This window comes from Burkholderia sp. AU6039 (assembly GCF_002223365.1).
GTDB lineage: Bacteria > Pseudomonadota > Gammaproteobacteria > Burkholderiales > Burkholderiaceae > Burkholderia.
Map to the genome: position 1 here is coordinate 1,963,709 of NZ_NKFK01000003.1, position 23,625 is coordinate 1,987,333.

Here is a 23,625-nt window from a genome sequence, read left to right on the forward strand (position 1 = left end):
TTAGAGAAGCGAGGCGAATGGGGACAGGATGGCGCTCAGGACGGCATAGCCGACGTTGACGAGCGGGCGCAGCCAGAAGTTCGTCAGCACGCCCGTCGCGACCAGCACGAGGACGATGATGAAACCGTACGGCTCGATGCGCGACAGCGCGATCGATTGCTTCGTCGGCAGCAGCGCCGCCAGGATGCGGCCGCCGTCGAGCGGCGGCAACGGAAACAGGTTCAGCACGCCGAGCACGAGGTTCGCGCTGACGCCGGCAAACGCCATCCGCGTGAAGAACGGCTCGTCGACGCCGACGGCGGGCAGCACGAGGGTCAGCACGCCCCAGATCAGCGCCTGCACGAAGTTGCAGGCCGGGCCCGCGAGCGATACCCACAGGCTGCCCCAGCGCGGATCGCGCAGGTTGCCGAACGACACCGGCACCGGCTTCGCATAGCCGAACAGGAACGCGCCGCCCGTCAGGAAATACATCGCGAGCGGGATCGCGATCGTGCCGAGCGGATCGATGTGACGCATCGGGTTGAACGACACGCGCCCCATCATGTAGGCAGTGTTGTCGCCGAGCAGGCGGGCGGCGTAGCCATGCGCGGCCTCGTGCAGCGTGATCGCGAAGATCACGGGCAGCGCGTAGACGGCGATGGTCTGTATCAGGGAAGCATCCATATCGCGTTATTGTAACAAGCGCACTCGCGCAAAAAATGGAACGGCGCGCTTACGCGGCCGAGAGTCCGAACGGTTCGAGCGCGCCGCGCCCCGCGCGCACGAGCTCGGGCTCGTCGCCGGTCAGGTCGATCACCGTCGACGGCTCGCGCGGGCACGCGCCACCGTCGATCACGAGGTCGACCTGCTTCTCGAGCCGCTCGCGGATTTCGTCGGGGTCGTTCAGCGGCTCGTCGTCCGGCGGCAGGATCAGCGTCGTGCCGAGCAGCGGCTGGCCGAGCGATTCGAGCAACGCGAGCGTGATCGCGTGATCGGGCACGCGCAGGCCGATCGTCTTGCGCGACGGGTGCGACAGCCGGCGCGGCACTTCCTTCGTCGCCTGCAGGATGAAGACGTACGGGCCCGGCGTCACCGACTTGATCTGCCGGTACTGGCGGTTGTCGACCATCGCGAAGTTGGCAAGCTCCGACAGGTCGCGCACGAGCAGCGACAGGTGCTGCTTCTCGTCGAGGCCGCGAATCCGGCGCACGCGCTCGACCGCGTCCTTGTCGTCGAGATGGCACGCGAGCGCATAGCTCGAATCGGTCGGCATCGCGATCACGCCGCCCTTGCTGACGATTTCCACGGCCTGCTTGATCAGGCGCGGCTGCGGATTATCCGGGTGAATCCTGAAGAACTGGGACATGGGGGGCGTAAAGGGGGAGAAATCGGATGCGCGCGGCCGGCAGCAACGCAGGTGGCAGGCCGCCGCCCGGTGTCAGAGCCAGCGCTCCCAGACCGGTGTCAGGTCGGGCGGCAACGGCGGCAGGCTGCCGAGCTCGACACGGCCCTCGCCTGGCGCATGGAAATCCGAGCCGCGCGACGCTTCGAAGCCGAAGCGGCGTGCGACGTCCGCATATTCGCGGTACTGGTCGGGTGTGTGGCTGCCCGTGACGACCTCGATCGCGCGGCCGCCCAGATCGATGAACTCGCCGAAGAACGCGTCGAATTCGACGGGCGTATAGCGATAGCGGCCCGGATGCGCGACCACCGCTTCGCCGCCGGCCGCGCGAATCCACGCAACGGCGTCGGGCAGCGTCGCCCAGCGGTGCGGGACGAATCCGGGCTTGCCGTCGCCGAGCAGCCGATCGAACACATCGGATGTCGACGTGGCGTGACCGTTTTCAACGAGGAAGCGGGCGAAGTGCGTGCGCGAGATCAGGTCGGGATTCGACACATACTTCAACGCGCCGTCGTACGCACCGGGAATGCCGAGCGTGGCGAGCTGCTCGCCGATCGCCACCGCGCGCGCCGCGCGGCCGTGGCGCGTGCGGTACAGGCCGTCGACCAGCACCGGATTCGCGGGATCGACATTCAGGCCGACGATGTGCACGGTGCGCGACGCCCACGTGACCGAAATCTCGACGCCGCTCAGGTAGCGCATGCCGAGCGCTTCCGCTTCGCTGCGCGCCGCTGCCTGGCCGCCGATCTCGTCGTGGTCGGTCAGCGCCCACAGGGTCACGCCGCCGGCATGAGCGCGGCGCGCGACGTCGGCAGGCGGCAGCAACCCGTCGGAAACATTCGAATGGCAGTGGAGATCGGCGTTCATTGTCGGCATGGCAGGTAAGGCTTCATTCTACTGCAACGCGGCAATGCGCCGCCCGCGTGCCCCGCCGCTGCCGCCGCGCGCTTACGCGCAGAACGCCTCGATCAGCGCCGCGATCTGCTCGGGCTGGTCGTGATGCACCATGTGTCCGGCGTCCTCGACGAGCTTCTCGCGCCAGTCGGGGAACGCGTTGAAGCGCGCCTTGAATTCCGGCAACGGGATGTCACCGGCGATGTGGGCCAGCGTCGGCGAATTGACGGCTTCGACGTGCAGCACCTTCGCGCGCACCTGCGCCCAGGTGGCCATCACTTCGTCGAGCCGGTACAGCTGCGGGCCCGGCATCTTGTGCGCGGGGTCGGCCAGCAGGTGGTACTGGCCGTCGTCGCCGCGCTTCGACCAGTGCGCGGCGAGGAACGCCGCACGGCGCGGGTCGAGCCGCGGATTGGTCTTGATCAGGCGCGCCGCCACGTCGTCGAGGGACGCGTAAGGGCGCAGCACGGGCGGTTCGCGCAACTCGTCCAGCCAGCCGCGCAACCGGCGCGGCGCTTGCTCGGCCCGCGCGGGCGCCAGCCCGAAACCCTCGAGATCGACCACGCGCCGCACGCGCTCCGGCCGCGCGCCGGCATACAGGCACACGACGTTCGCGCCCATGCTGTGCCCGACCAGGTTGACTTCGCCGGCCGGCGCATAGTGGTCGACGAGCGCATCGAGGTCGCCCAGGTACTCGTGGAACCAGTAATGACCGCCGCCCTGCCGCGCGACCGGCCAGCCGGACAGCCCGAAACCGCGCGCATCGGGCGCGATCACCTGCCAGTCGCCCGCGAGCGCATCGACAACGAACTGGAACGATGCCGAGACGTCCATCCAGCCATGCAGCATGAACAGCGTCGGCGCATCGGGCCGGCCCCAGCGCCGGACATGCAGCTGGACGCCGCGCACCGTGACGAAATCGGAAACAGAACTCGATGCACTCATTGCAGCCGCCAGAAAAAAGAATGATCGTTCGATTATAGCGGCGCCGCACTCTTTCCGGCGTCTGGCAATCGAGGTGCCGCTCTAGCGGCGCGCGTAAGCCCAGGGCCGCGGTGAAGCACCATGTCCCGGGCCCCCGGGACGGCGGGCGGCACGTCGAAGCGCGGCCGAACGCGCGCCGGCTAGCGTGGCGCGTTGCCGTCCGCCACGTCCTGCGCGGCCAGTTCGTCGAGTTCGGCCTGCTCGAATCCGGCATCGCGGCGCGCATCGAAATTGAACGGGCCGCGCAGCCGCGGCGCGTGGTATTGCTCGGCGAGCTGCCGGTAGGTGGGCACCGGATCGCGGCCGGCTTCGTCGCACAGATGCCGGAACCAGCGGTTGCCGATCGCGACATGGCCGATTTCGTCGCGCAGGATCACATCGAGGATCGCGGCCGACGCATCGTCGCCCGCCTGCACGAGCCGCGCGCGGATCGGCGGCGATGCGTCGAGCCCGCGGGCCTCGAGCGTGCGCGGCACGAGTGCCATGCGCGCCAGCACGTCGCCCTTGGTCCGCTCGCACATCTCCCACAGGCCGTTGTGCGCGGGAAAATCGCCGTACGCATGCCCGAACGCCGCCAGGCGCTCGGACAGCAGCGTGAAGTGATAGGCCTCCTCGGCCGCCACCTTCAGCCAGTCCGCATAGAACGGAGCCGGCAGGCCCGCGAAGCGCCAGACCGCGTCGAGGGCCAGGTTGATCGCATTGAACTCGATATGGGCAAGCGCGTGCAGCAGCACCGCGCGCCCTTCGGGCGAACGCATGCTGCGTCGCTCGAGCTGGCGCGGCTCGACGAGCGGCGGGCGCGCCGGCCGGCCGGGCAGATCGGCCGGCTCGGGCAATTCGAGCGACGGCGCGATCGCCCCCTGCCCGGCCCGCAGCGCATCGTAGAGCGCGCGCACCTGGGCGGCCTTCGCCACGGGTTCGGCGTCACGCAGCGCGGCAAGCGCGGTGCGGCGCACACAGGCAGACGCATTGCCGAAAGAAGAAGACTCCATGCTCATAAACGGGGACACCCTGCGTGCGCATCGCGGGAGCGCACGCACGCGACGGTTTACAATAGGCGATTGTTCCGCGGCGCAATGCGCATGCGCCGGGCAAACCAGACGCGCCATTCTACCGGCGCCCATTATCGAAGAGACAAGGAGACTCCGTGACGATCTACAAGCTGGGCGATACGGCCCCGACGATCCACGAAAGCGTATTCGTCGCCGATACGGCGGCCATCATCGGCAAGGTCGTGCTCGAGGAGAACGCGAGCGTCTGGTTCGGCGCGACGATTCGCGGCGACAACGAGACGATCACCGTCGGCGCTGGCAGCAACGTCCAGGAAGGCGCGGTCCTGCACACGGACCCCGGCTTTCCGCTGACGATTGCCGAAAACGTGACGATCGGGCACCAGGCCATGCTGCACGGCTGCACGATCGGCGAGGGTTCGCTGGTCGGTATCCAGGCGGTGGTCTTGAATGGCGCGGTAATCGGCCGCAACTGTCTGGTTGGTGCCGGCGCGGTCGTGACGGAAGGCAAGACGTTCCCGGACAACTCGCTGATTCTCGGCGCACCGGCGAAAGTCGTGCGCGAGCTGTCGGCGGAAGACATTGCGCGGCTGCGCACGAACGCGAAGACATACGTCGAGCGGCGTGCGCATTTCAAGGAGCAACTCGTGCGGATCGGGTGATTCGCACGGATTTCAAGGAAGAAGAGTGAGCGACCAGTTACAGAAATTCATGTTCAATGCGGCGCCCGTGCGCGGCGAGATCGTTTCGCTGCGCAATACGTGGCAGGAAGTGCTCGCCCGCCGCGACTACCCTGCCCCGGTGCGCACGGTGCTCGGCGAGATGATGGCCGCGTGCGCGCTGCTGTCCGCGAACCTGAAATTCAACGGCACCCTGATCATGCAGATCTTCGGCGACGGGCCGGTCCAGATGCTGGTCGTCCAGTGCGGTTCGGATCTGTCGATGCGGGCCACCGCGAAGTTCGCCGGCGACTCCGCCCAGACGATCGGCGACGACACGCGCTTCGCGTCGCTCGTCAACGCGAGCGGCCACGGCCGCTGCGTGATCACGCTCGACCCGGCCGACAAGCTGCCGGGCCAGCAGCCGTACCAGGGCATCGTGCCGCTGAACGGCGTCGAAGGCCCGCTTGAATCCGTCTCGCAGGTGCTCGAGCATTACATGCATCACTCGGAACAGCTCGACACGCGGATGTGGCTCGCGGCCGATCGCGACCGCGCGGTCGGCATGCTGCTGCAGAAGCTGCCGGGCGACGGCGGCATCGTGCCGCGTAACGCCGAAACCGATACCGATACGTGGGAGCGCGTCTGCACGCTCGGCGGCACGCTGTCCGCGCAGGAACTGCTCGAGGTCGAACCGGAAGTCGTGTTCCGCCGGCTGTTCTGGCAGGAAAACGTGCAGCACTTCGAACCGGCCGGCACGCGTTTCCAGTGCTCGTGCTCGCGCGAGAAGGTCGGCGCGATGCTGCGCATGCTCGGCCGTGAAGAAGTCGACAGCGTGATCGTCGAGCGCGGCCATGTCGAGATTCATTGCGAGTTCTGCAACCAGCGCTATGAATTCGATCCGGTCGATGTCGCGCAGCTGTTCGCGGCACCCGGCGTCGAGACGGGCATTGCGCCCGCGACCGAGCAGCGTCACTGATCAGTGGCCCGATGCCCGCCATCCGGGCACGGGCGCATAATGACGCACAAGCGTCGCACGCAAGGCTCCGGCGCCGAGGTCACGCACTTCGGCGCAAGCCGCTTCCCGTCGTCGGCGCGCAGCAGGAGAAACACATGAGCCCGCTTCATCGTCCGTTCCGCACCATCGTCCTGACGAGCGTTGCCGCCGGCACGCTCGCGCTGGCCGGCTGCGCGATGCCGCCGCCGACTTCCACGATCCTGAGCCGCCTGCCCGAACCCGGTGCATCGGGCGGCCAGCCGCCCGCGCTGTCGAGCGCCGAACGCAAGCGCTATGACGAGATCGACCAGCAGGTGCTGCGCGAACAGAACAGCGCGATGGCAGCCGAGGCCGCCGCGCGCGCATGGGCCTATTACTCGCCGCCGCCGGTGACGGTCTACGGCGGGTATTACGGCGGATGGGGCAATCGCTGGGGCTCGGGCATCAGCTACGGCTACCCGGGATGGTGGTGGTGAGCGTGCATCGCTCAGCCAATTGACTACCGGCAGGAAATAAAAAAGCGCGGCATTTCCCGCGCTTTTTCAATGGGTTCGAGCAATCGTGCATCAGTGATGCGCGGCCTTGCCCTTGTCGCCGCCATGATGCCGCGACGGCTTCGCGATCGACTGCGGATTCGGCACGACACGCACCGGTGCCGCGGAGACGGCGCCGCGCGTCGATGTATTCGACGGCGTGTTGTTCAGCGGGACGGCAGGCGCATTCGGCGACACGAACTGCACGAATACCTCGCCGTCCTTCACCATGCCCATCTCGTAGCGCGCGCGCTCCTCGATGGCCGCGGTGCCGCCCTGCAGATCCTGTACTTCGCCTGCGGTGCGCTCGTTGCGCAGCTTCTCGTCCGCGTTCTTCTGGAGCTGGTCGTCGAGCTGCTGACGCAATTCATGCACCCGCAGCCAGCCGCCGTGTCCCCACCATAGGGGGTACTGAATGAGCGCCAGCAAGGCAATCAGGACGACAGTGACAAGCCGCATGTAAGAACCGCAGATATAAGAAGCGCCGCTCCGCGCACATGCACAGAGCGGCGTCGATATGACGAACCCGATAGTAGCGCGTTAGCGCAGGTTATAGAAAGCCGATTTACCCGGGTAGCTTGCGATGTCGCCGAGATCTTCCTCGATGCGCAGCAGCTGGTTGTACTTCGAGATGCGGTCGCTGCGCGACAGCGAACCCGTCTTGATCTGACCGGCGTTCAGGCCGACCGCGATGTCCGCGATCGTCGAATCTTCCGTTTCGCCCGAGCGGTGCGAGATCACGGCCGTGTAGCCCGCGCGCTTCGCCATTTCGATTGCCGCGAACGTTTCGGTCAGCGTACCGATCTGGTTGATCTTGATGAGGATCGAGTTCGCGATGCCCTTCTCGATGCCTTCCTTCAGGATGCGCGTGTTCGTGACGAACAGGTCGTCGCCGACCAGCTGCACCTTCTTGCCGAGGCGATCGGTCAGCAGCTTCCAGCCTTCCCAGTCGCTTTCGTGCATGCCGTCCTCGATCGACACGATCGGGAACTTGTCGGCGAGCGTCGCGAGGTAGTCGGTGAATTCGGCCGACGACAGTTGCAGGCCTTCGCCCGCGAGCTGGTACTTGCCGTCGTGGTAGAACTCGGATGCCGCGCAGTCGAGCGCGAGCAGCACGTCTTCACCGGCACGGTAGCCGGCCTTCTCGATCGCCTGCAGGATCGTCGACAGGCACTCGTCGTTGCTGCCGAAGTTCGGCGCGAAGCCGCCTTCGTCGCCGACTGCCGTGCTCATGCCGCGGTCGCTCAGGATCTTCTTCAGTGCGTGGAACACTTCCGCGCCGCAACGCAGGGCTTCACGGAACGTCGGCTGGCTCACCGGGACGATCATGAATTCCTGGATGTCGAGGCTGTTGTTCGCGTGCGCGCCGCCGTTGACGATGTTCATCATCGGCACCGGCAGTTGCATCGCGCCCGAACCGCCGAAATAGCGGTACAGCGGCAGGCCGGCCTCTTCGGCGGCTGCCTTCGCGACGGCCATCGACACGGCCAGCATCGCGTTCGCGCCGAGACGCGACTTGTTGTCGGTACCGTCCAGCTCGAGCAGCGTCTTGTCGAGGAACGCCTGTTCCGACGCGTCGAGGCCCATGATGGCTTCGGAGATTTCGGTGTTGATATGCTCGACTGCCTTCAGCACGCCCTTGCCGTTGTAGCGGCCGGCTTCGCCGTCGCGCAGTTCGATCGCTTCACGCGAGCCGGTGGACGCGCCCGACGGCACCGCCGCGCGGCCCATCGTGCCCGATTCGAGCAGCACGTCGCATTCGACGGTGGGGTTGCCGCGCGAATCCAGAATCTCGCGGCCGATGATATCTACGATTGCACTCATGGGTTTCCTCTGAGAATGACGATGGATTCTTCAAACTGCGACGGCGCGCGCGCCTGAACCGCTTTCGCTACTGACGCGCGAAGCCGTCGCAAGGTTCATTCGATCTTTAATTGAAATCGTTTTCCAGGAACGGATTGCGCTTCACCGCCTGGTCGAGCGTGACGAGGGTCTCCAGCAGCGCACTCATCCGGTTCAGCGGCACCGCGTTCGGGCCATCCGACTTTGCTTCGGCCGGATTCGGGTGCGTCTCCATGAACAGGCCCGCGACGCCCGTCGCGACCGCCGCACGCGCGAGCACCGGCACGAATTCGCGCTGGCCGCCCGAGCTCGTGCCCTGCCCGCCCGGCAGCTGCACCGAGTGGGTCGCATCGAACACGACCGGGGCGCTCGTCTCGCGCATGATCGCGAGCGAACGCATGTCCGACACCAGATTGTTGTAGCCGAACGAGACACCGCGCTCGCACGCCATGAAACGGTCTTCCGACAGCCCCGCTTCACGGGCCGCTTCGCGCGCCTTGTCGATCACGTTCTTCATGTCGTGCGGCGCGAGGAACTGGCCCTTCTTGATGTTGACGGGCTTGCCCGAGCGCGCGCACGCATGGATGAAATCGGTCTGGCGGCACAGGAACGCCGGCGTCTGCAGCACGTCGACGACCGACGCGACCTGCTCGATCTCTTCGATCGAATGCACGTCGGTCAGCACCGGCAGGCCGAGCTGGCGCTTCACCTCGGACAGGATCCGCAGGCCCTCGTCCATTCCGAGGCCACGGAACGACTTGCCCGAGCTGCGGTTCGCCTTGTCGTAGGACGACTTGTAGATGAACGGAATGTTCAGCTTCGCGCAGATCTCCTTCAGGCGGCCCGCCGTGTCGATCGTCATTTGCTCCGATTCGACGACGCAGGTACCCGCGATCAGGAAGAAAGGCTTGTCGAGACCGACCTCGAAATCGCACAGCTTCATGCTTACACTCCGCGCGCTTGCTTGTTGGCAAGCGCAGCTTCGACGAACGACTTGAAGAGGGGGTGACCGTCACGCGGCGTGGACGTGAATTCCGGGTGGAACTGGACGCCGACGAACCACGGGTGCATCGAACGCGGCAGTTCCATCATTTCCGGCAGATCCTCGCTCGGGGTACGGGCGCTGATGATAAGGCCGCCGGCTTCGAGCTGGGGCACGAAGCGGTTATTGACTTCATAACGGTGGCGATGGCGCTCGTTCACGTCCTTGCCATAGATCTCTTCCGCCATCGTGCCCGGCTTGATCGGGCAGCGCTGCGAACCCAGGCGCATCGTGCCGCCGAGATCGGACTCCTCGGTGCGCGTCTCGACCTTGCCGTCGCGGTCGTACCACTCGGTGATCAGCGCGACCACGCGTTCCGGCGTGTCCGGCTCGAATTCCGTGCTGTTCGCCTGCTTCAGGCCGACGACGTCGCGCGCGAATTCGATCACCGCGAGCTGCATGCCGAGGCAGATGCCGAGATACGGCACCTTGGCTTCACGCGCATAGCGGATCGCCGCGATCTTGCCTTCCGTGCCGCGACGGCCGAAACCGCCCGGCACCAGCACGGCGTCGAGATGCTTCAGGCTGTCGACACCGTTCGTCTCGATCTCTTCCGAGTCGATGTATTCGATGTTGACCTTGGTCGACGTGTGCAGCGATGCGTGGCGCAGCGCCTCGATCAGCGACTTGTACGACTCGGTCAGGTCGACGTACTTGCCGACCATGCCGATCGTCACTTCGTGCTTCGGGTTCTCGAGCTTCTCGACCAGCTCCGACCACATGGTCAGGTCCGCGTCCTTCGGCGACAGCTTCAGTTCCTCGCAGATGATGCGGTCGAGGCCCTGGTCGTGCAGCATCTGCGGAATCTTGTAGATGCTGTCGGCGTCCCACACCGAGATCACGGCGTCTTCCGGCACGTTCGAGAACATCGAGATCTTCTTCGATTCGTCGTCCGGAATGCGGCGGTCCGCACGGCACAGCAGCACGTGCGGCAGGATGCCGATCTCGCGCAGCTTCTGCACGCTGTGCTGGGTCGGCTTCGTCTTCAGCTCGCCGGCCGTCGCGACGTACGGCACCAGCGTCAGGTGCACGAAGCACGCGCTGTTGCGGCCGAGGCGCAGGCTCATCTGGCGCGCGGCTTCGAGGAACGGCAGCGATTCGATGTCGCCGACCGTGCCGCCGATCTCGACGATCGCGACATCCGGCTCACCGCAGGTGGCCGACGCGGCCCCGCGCTCGATGAACGCCTGGATTTCGTTCGTGATGTGCGGAATGACCTGCACGGTCTTGCCGAGATAGTCGCCGCGGCGCTCCTTGCGGATCACCGATTCGTAGATCTGGCCGGTCGTGAAGTTGTTGGCCTTGCGCATCTTCGTGCTGATGAAGCGCTCGTAGTGGCCGAGGTCGAGGTCGGTCTCCGCTCCGTCTTCCGTCACGAACACTTCGCCGTGCTGGAACGGGCTCATCGTGCCGGGGTCGACGTTGATGTACGGATCGAGTTTGAGGAGGGTGACTTTCAGACCGCGCGATTCAAGGATCGCGGCGAGGGAAGCGGCGGCAATACCCTTGCCAAGGGAAGAAACTACGCCGCCGGTGACGAAAACATATTTGGTCATCGCTGGATGCTCGCGGGAAAAACGGATTATACCGTAAAGCCCGCCCTTCTCTCAGCAATTGACTCGATGATCGCGCCCTTTCGCGCCGCCCCGCACCGGCCGTGCGCGCCGGGACGCAACCGCCCGCCGGCCGGTGAAACCGCGCGTGCCGGAGGCGGCGCCCCGGCCGCCAAACCCTGCGTCAGGCGCGCCTCGCGAGCGGGGTGACGCCCTGCGACACATCGCCCTCCGCCGCCTTCAGCGAATTCAGCATCCGCTGCAATGCGCGGGCGGTCTCGAGCGGCCGCTCCATCGGAAACAGGTGGCTGCCTTCCAGCCATTCGACGCGGCCGCGCGCCGCGCGGCGTGTCGCATCGAGCCCGACCTGGCGCACCTCGCGCGAACGCGTACCGGCGAGAAAGCCGAGCGGCACCGGCGCGCCGTGCGCGAGCCGCGGGCCGAGCGTATGCGGCAGCGTCCGGTAGATCAGGTATTCGACCTGCCGGTCGAACGCGAGCGAGCGCTCGCCGTCGGCGCCGACCTGCGGAATCCCGTAGTCGATGTAGTCGGCCAGCATCCGTTCGTCCCAGCGGGCGAACGCCGGCTTTTCGCGGAAGTGCCGCCAGACTTCGTCACGGCTGACCCAGTGCGTACGCCGGTTGCGCGTCGCGGCGGCCGGCGACAGCCGCTCGTCGAGCCCCGCCCACTGGCTCGCGCGCAATGCGCCGGCGCGCCAGCCCGCGATGATCGGCGAATCGATCATCACGACGCCGCGCACCCACTGCGGCTTCTTCAGCGCGGCCATCAGCGACAGGTAGCCGCCGAGCGAATGGCCGACAAGCCAGACGGGACGCTCGTAGCGGCTGCCGATGTCGTCGAGCAGTTGCTCGACGAGATGCGGCCAGTCGCGCGTCACCGGGTAGCGGCGGTCGTGGCCGATCCGTTCGATGTAGCGCAGCTCGTAGTCGTCGGCCAGTTCGGCGAAGATCGTGCGGTACGTCGATGCCGGAAAGCCGTTCGCATGCGAGAAGTGGAGGATGTCCTTCAAACGCCGATGTCTCCTTTGTCGACCGGAGTTAGTGCTTTAGCACTTACTCCGGTCCCATGCTTCGCGGTCGACCCGAGTTGGCGCTTCAGCGCTTACTCCGGTCCCATGCTTCGCGGTCGACCCGAGTTGGCGCTTCAGCGCCTACTCCGGTCCCGTGCTTCGCAGTCGACGAGAGTGAGTGCTTTAGCGCTTGCTCTCGCCCCATGCTTCGCCTTCTGCCGGGCCCACGCTTCGGCATTGAGCGCGGATCCGGGCCATCTTTATTGATACGCCGGCTTTCGCCGCGCTCACCGATCCATCCAGTACCGTCGCCAAACGTCGCGATGACGCTCGAAGGCAAACCCGCCGTCGGTCGGCGCGACGTCGAACCGCACGGCGCCGTCGCGATCGGTGCGCGGCAGCGGGATCCCGCGCGCCTCGTAACGGGCGAGCACCGTCCGGTGCGGATGACCGAAACGATTGCGATAGCCTACAGGAAATACCGCGACGCGCGGCCCGACCGAATCGAGGAAAGGCTCGACCGACGACGTACGGCTGCCATGGTGCGGAACGACCAGGATCTGTGCGGCCAGCGCGTCGCGTGCAGCGTCCACGAGCCGGCGTTCGCCGCGCGCATCGACATCACCCGTCAGCAGCGCGGACGTCTCGCCCGCGTCGATGCGCAGCACGCACGACCGCCCGTTCGACGAGCCCGCGCCCGGGCCGCCTTGCGGCCACAGCATCGTGAACGCGACGCCGTCCCAGGTCCAGCGCTGCCCGGCCGCGCACGGCAGCCGGTCGGCGACGCCGGCGGCGGCCGCATCGCGCCACAGCCGGCTGTTCGGCACGATGCCGGCCAGCAGCTGGCGCACGTCGACTGCCGCATAGACGGCCGGTGCACCGCCCGCGTGATCGGCATCCGCGTGACTGAGCACGAGCGAATCGATCACCGCGATGCCGCGTGCACGCAACGCCGGCGCGACGATCCGCGCGCCGGCGTGGGTCGACTCCGCGCCCGGCCCCGCATCGAACAGCAAGGTACGCCGCGCGGTCTCCACCAGTACCGACGCGCCCTGCCCGACGTCAAAAACGGTCAGCCGGAAGCCGCCCGGCGGCGGCGCATCAGATGCCGGCGCGACGAGCGGCAGCCACGTGAGCGGGGCCGCCCAGCGCAGCGGCCAGCCGCGCGGCATCAGCGCCCATGCGACGCCCACGCAGGCCAGCACCAGCACCGGCCAGTCGGGCATGCGCAGCCAGAACACGCCGGCCGGCCAGTCGGCAAGGTATCCGAGCAGCGCCATCATCGGTTCGAGCGCCGCGTGCGCAAGCCGGAACGCGTACGCATCGAGCGGCGCGGGCAGCGCGATGCCGGCCAGCACGACGGGCGTCACGACCGAGCTGACCCACGGAATCGCGAACGCATTGCCGAACGGGCCCGACAGGGATATCTGCGCGAACCAGGCGGCCGTGAGCGGTGCGAGACCGATCGTCACCGCGTACTGCACGCGCGTGGCCTCGGCGATCCGGCGCCCGGCGCGGGCACCCCACGCGCGCAACCGGCTCGACAAGCCGGCCGTGCCGTCGCCCTCCTCGTTTTCCGTATCAACCTCACGCACGCCACGCCAGCCGGCGACGGCCATCAGGATCACGGCGACCGCCCCGAACGACAGCCAGAACCCGGCCGACAGCACGGCCCACGGATCGGCAAGCAGCACGCCGCCGAGCGCCGCGCACAGCACCGCGGAAGTCGGCACGCTGCGCCCGGCCAGGTACGCAATGCCGCCGGCCGCGATCATCCACCATGCGCGCTGCGCCGGCACGTTGAAGCCGGCAAGCGCCGCATAGCCGGCCGCGGCTGCCAGCGCGGCGAGCGCTGCCGCGTACGGCGCCGGAAACATGAGCGTTGCGGCCCGAGTGCGCCAGCGCAGGCGGCGCCAGACCATCGACACGAGCCCGCCCGCGATCGCGCCGACGAGCCCGACATGCAGGCCGGAAATCGCGACGAGGTGGCTCGTACCCGTGCTGCGCAGCACGTGCCAGTCATCGTCGCCGATGCCCGACTGGTCGCCGATCGCCAGTGCGGCGACGATGCCGCGATGGCCGGCGTCGCTGCCGAGCGACGCGTCGATACGCGCGCGCAGCGCGTCGCGCAGCCGATCGATCGACGCACGCCATCCCGCTGCGCGCGCATCGAGCAATTCCGCCCGCCGGGGCGCGCTCACATAACCGATCGCGCGAATGCCTGCGGCCAGCCACGCCGCCTCGCTGTCGCGCACACCGGGATTGGCCTCGGCATGCGGGCGCTTCAGGCGCACGACGAAACGCCAGCGCTGCGCGGCGCGCAGATCGGGAAGTGGATCGCGTGTCGCCGACGCACCATAGGCGCGCCACGACAGCCGGATCAACGGCGGAAAGCGGGCCAGCCCCGCATCGTTCGACTCGACCGCGAACAGCAGCCGCGCGCCTGTCTCGTCGATCACGGGCAGCCCGCGGATCACGCCGGTGACGACGATGTCGCGCCCCTCCCACTCGACGGGCAGGCTGTCGCGCAGCCGCCATTCGGCCCGCGCGGCCGCATAGCCGAACCCTGCATCGCAGGCCGCGAGCGCACACAGCAACCATCCGAACATGGCGGTCTTGCGCGTACGCTGGCGACGCATGCACCACACGCTCAGCCCCGCGCAGCCCGCGAGCACGGCCACACCGATCGTCCATGCGAGCGCACCCGGCAGCGCCGCCTGCCGCTGCAGTACGACCACGCCGAGCGCGAACGCGATCCACCACACGCGCATCGCCCCTCCTCGTCGACCCGGCGCCACCATCGAGCATGCAGCGCCTCAGGGCAACGATTATGCGGATGAAAGTGCGAGTCGCGGCAGCGCGGCGAGCGCGTTAGCCGAAGTGCATAGGGACACCGCGCCGGCGTCGATCCCGCGCAATTCGGCGAGCACGTCGCCGATGCGCGGCACCTGGTCGGGCGTGTTGCGGGATTTGTACGCCCATTCGGGCGCGATGTCGGGTGCGTCCGTCTCGACGACGATCGCCTCGAGCGGCAGCTGCGCCGCGAGCCGGCGGATCTGCAGCGCGCGCGTGAAGGTCACGTTGCCGCCGAAGCCGAGATGCAGCCCATGCGCGAGATACGCTTCAGCCTGCTGGAAGCTGCCGTTGAACGCATGCGCGATACCGTGCCGCACGCCAAAACGGCGCAGCCCGGCGAGCACGCGATCCTGCGACTTGCGCACGTGGCACAGCACGGGCAGGTCGAATTCGCGCGCGAGCTTCAGTTGCCCCTGGTAGAAGAACTGTTGCCGGTCTTCGTCGAGCCCCGGCACGAAATAGTCGAGACCGATCTCGCCGATCGCGACGAAGCGCGGATCGTCGAGGCTCGCCTCGATCTCCATGCGCAGCCGGTCGAGATCCTCGTCACGTGCACGTGGCGTAAACATCGGATGGATGCCGAGCGCGTAGACCGCGCCCGGCGTGCGTTGCGCGAGTTCGCGCACCGTCGTGAAGTTATCGCGCCCGACGCTCGGGATCACGATGCGCGACACGCCGGCCGCGCGCGCCGCGTGCGCGACCGCATCGCGGTCGGCGTCGAACTCGGCGGCATCGAGATGGCAGTGCGTGTCGATCCACATGGCGGCAGTCCTGCGCCCCGGCGCCGCACCGGGACCATCCCGGCAGCAGGCCAAGCGCGTTCGCTTCTTACACCGGCAGCGCCGGCTCCTCGTGCAGCACGCCGTCGCGCAGCCGCATGATGCGGTCGCAGCGCGCGGCGAGATCGGGATCGTGCGTGACGATCACGAAGCTCGTTTCGAGCGTCTCGGACAGCTCGAGCATCAGGTTGAACACCGTATCGGCCGTCGTGCCGTCGAGGTTGCCGGTCGGCTCGTCGGCGAGCACGCACGCGGGCTTCGTGACCAGCGCGCGCGCGATCGCGACGCGCTGCCGCTCGCCGCCCGACAGCTCGCCCGGCCGGTGCTTCGCCCGCGGGCCGAGACCGACGCGTTCGAGCATCGCCTGCGCCTGCTCGCGCGCGTCCTCGGTCGTCATCCGGCGAATGCGCAGCGGCATCGCGACGTTGTCGAGCGCGGTGAACTCGGGCAGCAGGTGATGGAACTGGTAGACGAAGCCGAGCGCACGGTTGCGCAGCTCGTTGCGCTCGCGCTCGGCGAGTTGCGTAAACGGCTTGCCGAGCAACGACACCTCGCCCGCGCTCGGCTCGTCGAGCCCGCCCAGCACGTGCAGCAGCGTGCTCTTGCCGGAGCCCGACGCGCCGACGACCGCGAGCTTCTCGCCGCGCCGCACCGTCAGCTCGGTATTGTTGAGCACCTGCACGTTGAAGCCGCCCTGCACGAACGCCTTCGTGATCCCGCGCGCCTGAAGCACGTATTCCTGCATACCTGCCGAATCCTGTCTGTTGTGTTGTTTTGCATCCGCGAATGCGGTCGCGCGGTCATTCATAGCGGAGCGCCTCCGCGGGCTTCACCTTCGCGCCGCGCCAGCTCGGATAGAGCGTCGCGACCGCCGACAGCGCGAACGCGATCAGGCCGATCCGAATCACGTCGCTCGCGACGAGTTCGGACGGCAGCTCGCTGATGAAGTACACGGACGGCGGCAGGAACTGCACGCCGAACAGGTGCTCGATCATCGGGATCAGCCACGGGATGCTCCACGCGATCAGGCAGCCGAGCGCGACGCCCGACGCCGTGCCGACGAAGCCGATCGTCACGCCCTGCACGACGAAGATCTTCATGATCGACCCCGGCTGCGCGCCGAGCGTGCGCAGGATCGCGATGTCGGCCTGCTTGTTGGTCACCGTCATCACGAGCGACGACACGAGGTTGAACGCGGCCACCGCGATGATCAGCGTGAGGATGATGAACATCATCCGCTTCTCGATCTGCACGGCCGAGAACCACGTCTTGTTCTGCTGGGTCCAGTCGCGGATGTACAGGCTGCCCGACAGCGTATGCGACAGCTCCACCGCCACGTCCGGCGCCTTCTGCATGTCCTTCAGCCGCAGCCGCACGCCGGTCGGCGCGGCCATCCGGAACAGCGCCTCGGCGTCGCGGATGTTGATCATCGCGAGCGTGCTGTCGTATTCGTAGTGCCCGGACTCGAACACGCCGACGACCGTGAACTGCTTCAGCCGCGGCATCATGCCGGCCGGCGTGATCGATCCTTCCGGCGCGACCAGCGTGACCTTGTCGCCGACCGTCACGCCGAGATTGCCCGCGAGCGCATTGCCGAGCACGATGCCGAACTGGCCCGGCACCAGCGCGCCGAGCTGGCCCGCCTTCATGTCCTTGCCGATATCCGACACTTGCGGCTCGAGCGCCGGCTCGACGCCGCGCAGCATCACGCCGCTCACCGCGTCCTGGCGGGTGAGCAGCGCCTGCGCGTCGACGTACGGCGCCGCGCCGATCACCGACGGATTGCGGCGCGCTTCCTGCGCGGTCAGTTGCCAGTCGGGCATCGAGCCCGTCGGCGAGAACACCTCGACGTGCGCGAGCACCGACAGCATGCGGTCGCGCACTTCCTTCTGGAAGCCGTTCATCACCGACAGCACGACGATCAGCGCCGCGACGCCGAGCGCGATCCCGAGCATCGACACGAGCGCGATGAAGGAAATGAAGCCGTTACCGGTCGTGCGTTTGCCGGCGCGCGTGTAGCGCCAGCCGATCTGCCATTCGTACGGAAGTTTCAAGCGAATCCTTTCTGCTGGTTACGGCGGGGAGGCGCCCCGCGGCCGGACCGCCGCCCGGTGGCGGCCACCGGCCCGGGCACGGTCGAAAAACGGCCGCCGGACGCGAACGGGCCGTCAGCCGGCCCGATCACGCGCGCAGTTTGCCATACAATGCGCACCATCATGCACGACCGACGCCTCCATTTTCTCGTTCCGTTCGCGCTGCCGTCGGCGGCCGATGCGGCCTCGTCCCTGCACACGCTGGACAGCCCCGCGCTCGAAAAGTTGCTCGCCCGCGCCAGCCTCGTCGAGCGCGTGGCCGGCGAGGACTTCCAGCGCACGCTGCCGCACGAACGCTGGCTGGCCCGCCAGTTCGGCGCCACCCAGGGCAACGCCGCGGACGAGGCGCCGCTCGCGCCCTACATGCTGCTGGCGGACGGCGGCGACCCCGGCGCGCAAGCGTGGGCCTGCGTCGAGCCCGTCCACGTCGAAATCGCGCACGATCACCTGGTGCTCGTCGATCCGGCGGCCCTCGCGCTCGACGAAGGCGACGCCGCCGCGCTGCTCGCAGTCGCGCGGCCGCTGATCGAGGAGCTCGGCGTCCGGCTCGAGGCGCCGAACCCGTCACGCTGGTACCTGTCGAGCGAGCAGCTCGCCCGCCTCGCCGGCGCCGCGCCGCTGCGCGCGAGCGGCCGCAACATCGAGATCTGGCTGCCGCACGAAGCGCATACGGGCGAGCGCTCGCGGATGTGGATGAAGCTGCAGAACGAAGTGCAGATGGCGTGGTTCCAGCATCCGGTCAACGAGGCCCGCGAGGCGCGTGGCCTGCCGGCCGTCAATTCGATCTGGTTCCATGCGCAGGGCACGCTGAAGCCGGTCGGCAAGCCGTTCGCGCGCGTGCTGTCCGCGTCGCCCGCGGCGCTCGGCCTCGCGCGCGCCGCGCACGCCGACGCCGGCGCGCCGCCGGCCGCGTTCGGCATGCTGCCCGCCGCCGATGGCGCGACGCTCGTCGAACTGCCCGCGCTGACCACCCCATTCATCGAGCAGGACTGGGCGCGCTGGCACGACGGACTCGCCGCGCTCGAGCGCGACTGGTTCGCGCCGGCCCTTGCCGCGGTGCAGAACGGCGAGCTCGCGAGCGTCGATTTCACGCTGTGCGGCGACACGAGTTCCGTGACGCTGCACGCGACGCGCGGCGACCTGCGCAAGTTCTGGCGCCGCCGCGCGCTGGCCTCCCTGTTCGAATAACAAAGCAGACCCCGTATGACCCGGATCGTTACCCGCCCCGTCGCGCCCGCCGACGCCGAAGTGCTCGCGCGCCACGGCCTGCATCCCGTCCTTGCGCGCCTGTACGCGTCGCGCGGCGTGCAGTCCCCCGCCGACATCGAAACCGCGCTGGCGCGACTCGTTCCGCCCACCGAGCTGAAAGGCTGCGCCGACGCTGCATCGCTGCTCGCCGACGCGATCGCCGACAAGCGGCGCCTGCTCGTCGTCGCCGACTACGACTGCGACGGTGCGACCGCATGCGCGGTCGCGGTGCGCGGCCTGCGGATGTTCGGCGCGCAGATCGACTACCTGGTGCCGAACCGATTCGAATACGGCTACGGCCTCACGCCCGAGATCGTCGAACTCGCCGCCGCGCGCAAGCCCGACCTGCTGATCACCGTCGACAACGGGATCGCGAGCGTCACGGGCGTCGAAGCCGCGAACGCGCGCGGCATCGACGTGCTCGTGACCGACCACCACCTGCCCGGCGACGCGCTGCCCGCCGCGCGCGCGATCGTCAACCCGAACCAGCCCGGCTGCGCGTTCCCGAGCAAGCACCTCGCCGGCGTCGGCGTGATGTTCTACGTGCTGCTCGCGCTGCGCGCCGAGCTGCGCCGCCGCGGCGCGTTCGCGAGCAAGGAAGCCGAGCCGCGCCTCGACGGCCTGCTCGACCTCGTCGCGCTCGGCACCGTCGCCGACGTCGTGCGGCTCGACGGCAACAATCGCGTGCTGGTCGCGCAGGGGCTGCAGCGCATCCGCAACGGCCGCATGCAGCCGGGCGTCGCCGCGCTGTTCCGCGCGGCCGCGCGCGAAGCGCGTACGGCATCGGGCTTCGACCTCGGCTTCGGCCTCGGCCCGCGCCTGAATGCCGCCGGACGGCTGTCCGACATGTCGCTCGGCATCGAGTGCCTGATCACCGACGACATCGGCCGCGCGTGGGATCTCGCGCAGCAGCTCGACGTGATGAACCGCGAACGCCGCGAGATCGAGGCCGGCATGCAGCAGCAGGCGCTCGCCGATCTCGCCGACGTCGATCCGGCCGACGCGTGCACGATCACCCTCTTCAACCCCGAGTGGCACCAGGGCGTGATCGGCATCGTCGCCGGCCGGCTCAAGGAAAAATTCCACCGCCCGTCGTTCACGTTTGCGCACGCGGACGACGAAGGCAAGCGGGTCAAGGGCTCGGGCCGCTCGATTCCCGGCTTCCACCTGCGCGACGCGCTCGACCTCGTGTCGAAACGCGAACCGGACCTGATCGTCGCGTTCGGCGGCCACGCGATGGCGGCCGGCCTCACGCTCGACACCGAGAACGTGCCGCGCTTCGCGGCCGCGTTCGAGGCCGTCGCGCGCGAATGGCTGTCCGACGACGCGCTGGCCCGCGTGATCGAGACCGACGGCGAACTCGAGGATGCGTACTTCACGCCGCAGTTCGTCGGGCTGCTCGACGAGGCCGTCTGGGGGCAAGGCTTTCCGGCCCCGCTTTTCTCCGGCGAATTCGACGTCGTGTCGCAGTCGCTCGTTAAGGAAAAGCACCTGAAGCTGCAACTGGCGCGCGGCCGCCAGCGCTTCAACGCGATCTGGTTCAACCACACGGAGCCGCTGCCGGAGCGCGCACTGGTCGCCTACCGCCTCGTCGCTGACACGTGGAACGGCGTCACGCGCGTCCAACTGATCGTCGAACACGCGGCCGGCTGAGCGGCCGACCGTCCCACGACGCGCCGCCGCACGCATGCGCGCCGCGCCGGACAGGGCCGTCGACACACGTGCAAGCACCGTTTGCGTCACCGGGCAACCCTGCCGATCGGCTATAATTCCGCTTTTTTACGAAGCCGGAACAGCGAACGATCATGGAAGCGGAACGTCTCAACGCGATCGAAAGCTCCCTGCTCGACCTGCGCAATCGCGCGGGCGAGCTTCGGGGGTATCTTTGACTACGACGCCAAAGCTGCGCGTCTGACCGAAGTCAACAAGGAACTCGAAGACCCGAACGTCTGGAACGATTCGAAGAACGCCCAGGCGCTCGGCCGCGAGAAGAAGCTGCTCGAGGGCGTCGTCACGACGCTCACCGCGCTCGATGGCGACCTGCGCGACGCGCTCGACCTGTTCGAGCTGGCCCGCGAGGAAGGTGACGAGGACACGCTCGTTGCGTCGGAAGAAGACGCCGCGAAGCTCGAGGCACGCGTGGGCGACATCGAGTTCCGCCGGATGTTCTCGAACCCGGCCGACCCGAACAACTGCTTCATCGACATCCAGGCCGGCGCCGGCGGCACCGAGGCGTGCGACTGGGCATCGATGCTGCTGCGCCAGTACCTGCGCTACTGCGAACGCAAGGGCTTCAAGGCCGAAGTGCTCGAAGAGTCCGACGGCGACGTCGCCGGCATCAAGAACGCGACGGTCAAGGTCTCGGGCGAATACGCGTACGGCTTCCTGCGCACCGAAACGGGCATCCACCGCCTCGTGCGCAAGTCGCCGTTCGACTCGTCGGGCGGCCGCCACACGTCGTTCTCGTCGGTGTTCGTCTACCCGGAAATCGACGATTCGATCGAAGTCGAGATCAACCCGGCCGATCTGCGCATCGACACGTACCGCGCATCGGGCGCGGGCGGTCAGCACATCAACAAGACCGACTCCGCGGTGCGGATCACGCACATGCCGACCGGTATCGTCGTGCAGTGCCAGAACGACCGCTCGCAGCACCGCAACCGCGCCGAAGCGATGGCGATGCTGAAATCGCGCCTGTACGAAGTTGAAATGCGCAAGCGCCAGGCCGAACAGGACAAGCTCGAATCGAGCAAGACCGATGTGGGCTGGGGCCACCAGATCCGTTCGTACGTGCTCGACCAGAGCCGCGTGAAGGACCTGCGCACGAACGTCGAAATGAGCAACACGCGAGCCGTCCTCGACGGCGACCTCGACGACTTCATCAGCGCGAGCCTCAAACAGGGCGTGTAAGCGCCGCGGCGCGACCCTGCCGGGTCGCGCCCCCTTGCCCTTCCCGTTTGCGTTGCCGCACCCACTCCGAATTCCGACCATCATGACCGAACCGACCCAAACGCAGCCCGCCGTCACCGCGGACGAAAACCAGATCATCGCCGAGCGCCGCGAGAAGCTGCGCGCCCTGCGCGAGCAAGGCGTCGCCTACCCGAACGATTTCCGCCCGGAACATCACGCAGCCGATCTGCAGACGAAATTCGCCGACTCGGACAAGGCCGCGCTCGAAGCGAACCCGGTCGAGGTGTCGGTCGCCGGCCGCATGATGCTCAAGCGCGTGATGGGCAAGGCAAGCTTCGCGACGGTGCAGGACGGTTCGGGCCAGATCCAGTTCTTCGTGACGCCGAACGACGTCGGCGCGGAAACCTACGACGCATTCAAGAAGTGGGACCTCGGCGACATCGTCGCCGCGCGCGGCGTGCTGTTCCGCACCAACAAGGGCGAGCTGTCGGTCCAGTGCAAGGAACTGCGCCTGCTGTCGAAGGCGCTGCGCCCGCTGCCGGACAAGTTCCACGGCCTGTCGGACCAGGAAATGCGCTACCGCCAGCGCTACGTCGACCTGATCGTCACGCCGGAAACGCGCGACACGTTCCGCGCCCGCACCAAGACGATCGCGTCGATCCGCAAGTTCATGGACAACGCCGAGTTCATGGAAGTCGAGACGCCGATGCTGCACCCGATCCCGGGCGGCGCGGCCGCGAAGCCGTTCGTCACGCATCACAACGCGCTCGACATGCAGATGTTCCTGCGCATCGCGCCGGAGCTCTACCTGAAGCGCCTGATCGTCGGCGGCTTCGAACGCGTGTTCGAAATCAACCGTAACTTCCGGAACGAAGGCGTGTCGCCGCGTCACAACCCGGAATTCACGATGATGGAGTTCTACGCCGCGTACACCGACTACCGCTGGCTGATGGACTTCACCGAGCAGCTGATCCGCCAGGCGGCGATCGATGCGCTCGGCACCGCGACGATCCAGTACCAGGGCCGCGAGCTCGACCTTGCGAAGCCGTTCCACCGCCTGACGATCACGCAGGCAATCCAGAAGTACGCACCGGACTACACCGACGGCCAGCTGTCCGACGACGCGTTCCTGCGCACCGAACTGAAGCGCTTCGGCGTCGACGTGTCGCAGCCGGCGTTCCTGAACGCGGGCATCGGCGCGCTGCAGCTTGCGCTGTTCGAGGAAACGGCCGAAGCGCAGCTGTGGGAGCCGACCTTCATCATCGACTACCCGGTCGAGGTGTCGCCGCTCGCACGCGCATCGGATACGGTGCCGGGCATCACCGAGCGTTTCGAGCTGTTCATGACCGGCCGCGAAATCGCGAACGGCTTCTCGGAGCTGAACGATCCGGAAGACCAGGCCGCGCGCTTCAAGAAGCAGGTCGAGCAGAAGGATGCGGGCGACGAGGAAGCGATGTTCTTCGACGCCGACTACATCCGCGCGCTCGAGTACGGGATGCCTCCGACCGGCGGCTGCGGGATCGGCATCGACCGCCTCGTGATGCTGCTGACCGACAGCCCGACGATCCGCGACGTGCTGCTGTTCCCGCACCTGCGCCGCGAAGACTGATCGCTGCGCCCGCGTGTGCGCCGCGCCCTGCGGCGCGCACGCGTCAGCTTTGTAACGACGCGTAAATCCCGCCAGCCGGCGTCCGCCGGCTTTCGATCCTCCCCCGTTTTATCCCCTCGTCGCGACGGCCTTTTCCGGGTTTTCCCTGTCATGGCTGCCGGTGCTCCGCTGCAATTCGTTACACCTTGATACGGCGCGCCGCTGG

The 23,625-nt window shown here is 67.7% G+C and carries 21 protein-coding genes; 7 read left to right on the top strand and 14 right to left on the bottom strand.

All coding sequences use genetic code 11. The features are described 5' to 3' along the window. The 5 genes from CFB39_RS11940 to CFB39_RS11960 all read right to left on the bottom strand — a co-directional run bounded on the left by CFB39_RS11940 (position 1) and on the right by CFB39_RS11960 (position 4,257). The gene (locus CFB39_RS11940; RefSeq protein ID WP_069248339.1) at positions 1 to 663 is read right to left on the bottom strand and encodes a site-2 protease family protein; all 663 of its coding nucleotides are present in this window, start codon (positions 661 to 663) and stop codon (positions 1 to 3) included. Positions 664 to 712: 49 nt separating this feature from the next. Further along, on the bottom strand, positions 713 to 1,345 hold the full coding sequence (locus CFB39_RS11945; protein ID WP_089473141.1) for an L-threonylcarbamoyladenylate synthase: 633 nt from the start codon (positions 1,343 to 1,345) through the stop codon (positions 713 to 715). A 72-nt stretch (positions 1,346 to 1,417) separates the two neighbouring features. Then, positions 1,418 to 2,248, bottom strand: a complete 831-nt coding sequence (locus tag CFB39_RS11950; protein WP_179255063.1) for a 3',5'-nucleoside bisphosphate phosphatase — start codon at positions 2,246 to 2,248, stop codon at positions 1,418 to 1,420. Positions 2,249 to 2,329: 81 nt separating this feature from the next. Continuing rightward, the gene (locus CFB39_RS11955) at positions 2,330 to 3,220 is read right to left on the bottom strand and encodes an alpha/beta fold hydrolase (RefSeq protein ID WP_089473142.1); all 891 of its coding nucleotides are present in this window, start codon (positions 3,218 to 3,220) and stop codon (positions 2,330 to 2,332) included. A 179-nt stretch (positions 3,221 to 3,399) separates the two neighbouring features. Further along, positions 3,400 to 4,257: a ferritin-like domain-containing protein gene (locus tag CFB39_RS11960; RefSeq protein WP_089473143.1), complete on the bottom strand. Its 858-nt coding sequence runs from the start codon at positions 4,255 to 4,257 to the stop codon at positions 3,400 to 3,402. A gap of 149 nt (positions 4,258 to 4,406) precedes the next feature. Between CFB39_RS11960 and CFB39_RS11965 the strand changes: the two genes are divergently transcribed. The 3 genes from CFB39_RS11965 (at position 4,407) to CFB39_RS11975 (ending at position 6,401) form a co-directional block, all read left to right on the top strand. Next, on the top strand, positions 4,407 to 4,931 hold the full coding sequence (locus tag CFB39_RS11965) for a gamma carbonic anhydrase family protein (RefSeq protein ID WP_071334714.1): 525 nt from the start codon (positions 4,407 to 4,409) through the stop codon (positions 4,929 to 4,931). A gap of 25 nt (positions 4,932 to 4,956) precedes the next feature. Further along, positions 4,957 to 5,907 (top strand): Hsp33 family molecular chaperone HslO, encoded by a 951-nt coding sequence (gene hslO / locus CFB39_RS11970; RefSeq protein ID WP_089425746.1) that lies wholly within the window; start codon positions 4,957 to 4,959, stop codon positions 5,905 to 5,907. A gap of 134 nt (positions 5,908 to 6,041) precedes the next feature. Further along, complete coding sequence (locus CFB39_RS11975) at positions 6,042 to 6,401, top strand: hypothetical protein (protein ID WP_089473144.1); 360 nt, start codon at positions 6,042 to 6,044, stop codon at positions 6,399 to 6,401. Between the two features lie 90 nt (positions 6,402 to 6,491). Here the strand turns inward: CFB39_RS11975 and ftsB are convergent, their stop codons facing one another. From ftsB to CFB39_RS12020, 9 genes are all read right to left on the bottom strand, one after another. Next, the gene (gene ftsB / locus CFB39_RS11980; protein WP_046546044.1) at positions 6,492 to 6,917 is read right to left on the bottom strand and encodes a cell division protein FtsB; all 426 of its coding nucleotides are present in this window, start codon (positions 6,915 to 6,917) and stop codon (positions 6,492 to 6,494) included. An 81-nt stretch (positions 6,918 to 6,998) separates the two neighbouring features. Then, positions 6,999 to 8,282 carry a phosphopyruvate hydratase gene (gene eno / locus CFB39_RS11985; protein WP_011352544.1) on the bottom strand — a complete coding sequence of 428 codons (1,284 nt, stop codon included), beginning with the start codon at positions 8,280 to 8,282 and terminating at the stop codon, positions 6,999 to 7,001. 106 nt (positions 8,283 to 8,388) lie between these two features. Beyond that, positions 8,389 to 9,243 carry a 3-deoxy-8-phosphooctulonate synthase gene (kdsA, locus tag CFB39_RS11990; protein ID WP_046546045.1) on the bottom strand — a complete coding sequence of 285 codons (855 nt, stop codon included), beginning with the start codon at positions 9,241 to 9,243 and terminating at the stop codon, positions 8,389 to 8,391. Positions 9,244 to 9,245: 2 nt separating this feature from the next. After that, positions 9,246 to 10,898 (bottom strand): CTP synthase, encoded by a 1,653-nt coding sequence (locus CFB39_RS11995; protein WP_089431257.1) that lies wholly within the window; start codon positions 10,896 to 10,898, stop codon positions 9,246 to 9,248. 181 nt (positions 10,899 to 11,079) lie between these two features. Then, positions 11,080 to 11,925 carry an alpha/beta fold hydrolase gene (locus tag CFB39_RS12000; RefSeq protein WP_089473145.1) on the bottom strand — a complete coding sequence of 282 codons (846 nt, stop codon included), beginning with the start codon at positions 11,923 to 11,925 and terminating at the stop codon, positions 11,080 to 11,082. Between the two features lie 287 nt (positions 11,926 to 12,212). Continuing rightward, entirely contained in the window at positions 12,213 to 14,696 is a 2,484-nt protein-coding gene (locus CFB39_RS12005; RefSeq protein ID WP_089473146.1) for a DNA internalization-related competence protein ComEC/Rec2, read from the bottom strand. Between the two features lie 57 nt (positions 14,697 to 14,753). Further along, on the bottom strand, positions 14,754 to 15,542 hold the full coding sequence (locus CFB39_RS12010) for a TatD family hydrolase (protein ID WP_089473147.1): 789 nt from the start codon (positions 15,540 to 15,542) through the stop codon (positions 14,754 to 14,756). Between the two features lie 67 nt (positions 15,543 to 15,609). Then, complete coding sequence (lolD, locus tag CFB39_RS12015; protein WP_372684011.1) at positions 15,610 to 16,368, bottom strand: lipoprotein-releasing ABC transporter ATP-binding protein LolD; 759 nt, start codon at positions 16,366 to 16,368, stop codon at positions 15,610 to 15,612. Then, entirely contained in the window at positions 16,361 to 17,614 is a 1,254-nt protein-coding gene (locus CFB39_RS12020) for a lipoprotein-releasing ABC transporter permease subunit (RefSeq protein WP_089425752.1), read from the bottom strand. Before CFB39_RS12020 ends, lolD begins: the two co-directional genes overlap by 8 nt. A gap of 162 nt (positions 17,615 to 17,776) precedes the next feature. Here CFB39_RS12020 and CFB39_RS12025 point away from each other — a divergent pair, with 162 nt between their 5' ends. The 4 genes from CFB39_RS12025 (at position 17,777) to lysS (ending at position 23,420) form a co-directional block, all read left to right on the top strand. Next, positions 17,777 to 18,841 (top strand): regulator, encoded by a 1,065-nt coding sequence (locus tag CFB39_RS12025; RefSeq protein WP_089473280.1) that lies wholly within the window; start codon positions 17,777 to 17,779, stop codon positions 18,839 to 18,841. A gap of 15 nt (positions 18,842 to 18,856) precedes the next feature. Next, positions 18,857 to 20,554: a single-stranded-DNA-specific exonuclease RecJ gene (gene recJ / locus CFB39_RS12030; protein WP_089425753.1), complete on the top strand. Its 1,698-nt coding sequence runs from the start codon at positions 18,857 to 18,859 to the stop codon at positions 20,552 to 20,554. Between the two features lie 152 nt (positions 20,555 to 20,706). Then, a protein-coding gene (gene prfB, locus CFB39_RS12035) for a peptide chain release factor 2 (RefSeq protein ID WP_111941483.1) occupies positions 20,707 to 21,811 on the top strand; the annotation gives its coding sequence in 2 pieces (ribosomal slippage) (positions 20,707 to 20,787 and positions 20,789 to 21,811; 1,104 coding nt in all). An 82-nt stretch (positions 21,812 to 21,893) separates the two neighbouring features. Beyond that, entirely contained in the window at positions 21,894 to 23,420 is a 1,527-nt protein-coding gene (gene lysS / locus CFB39_RS12040) for a lysine--tRNA ligase (protein ID WP_089431260.1), read from the top strand. Positions 23,421 to 23,625: the final 205 nt, after the last annotated feature.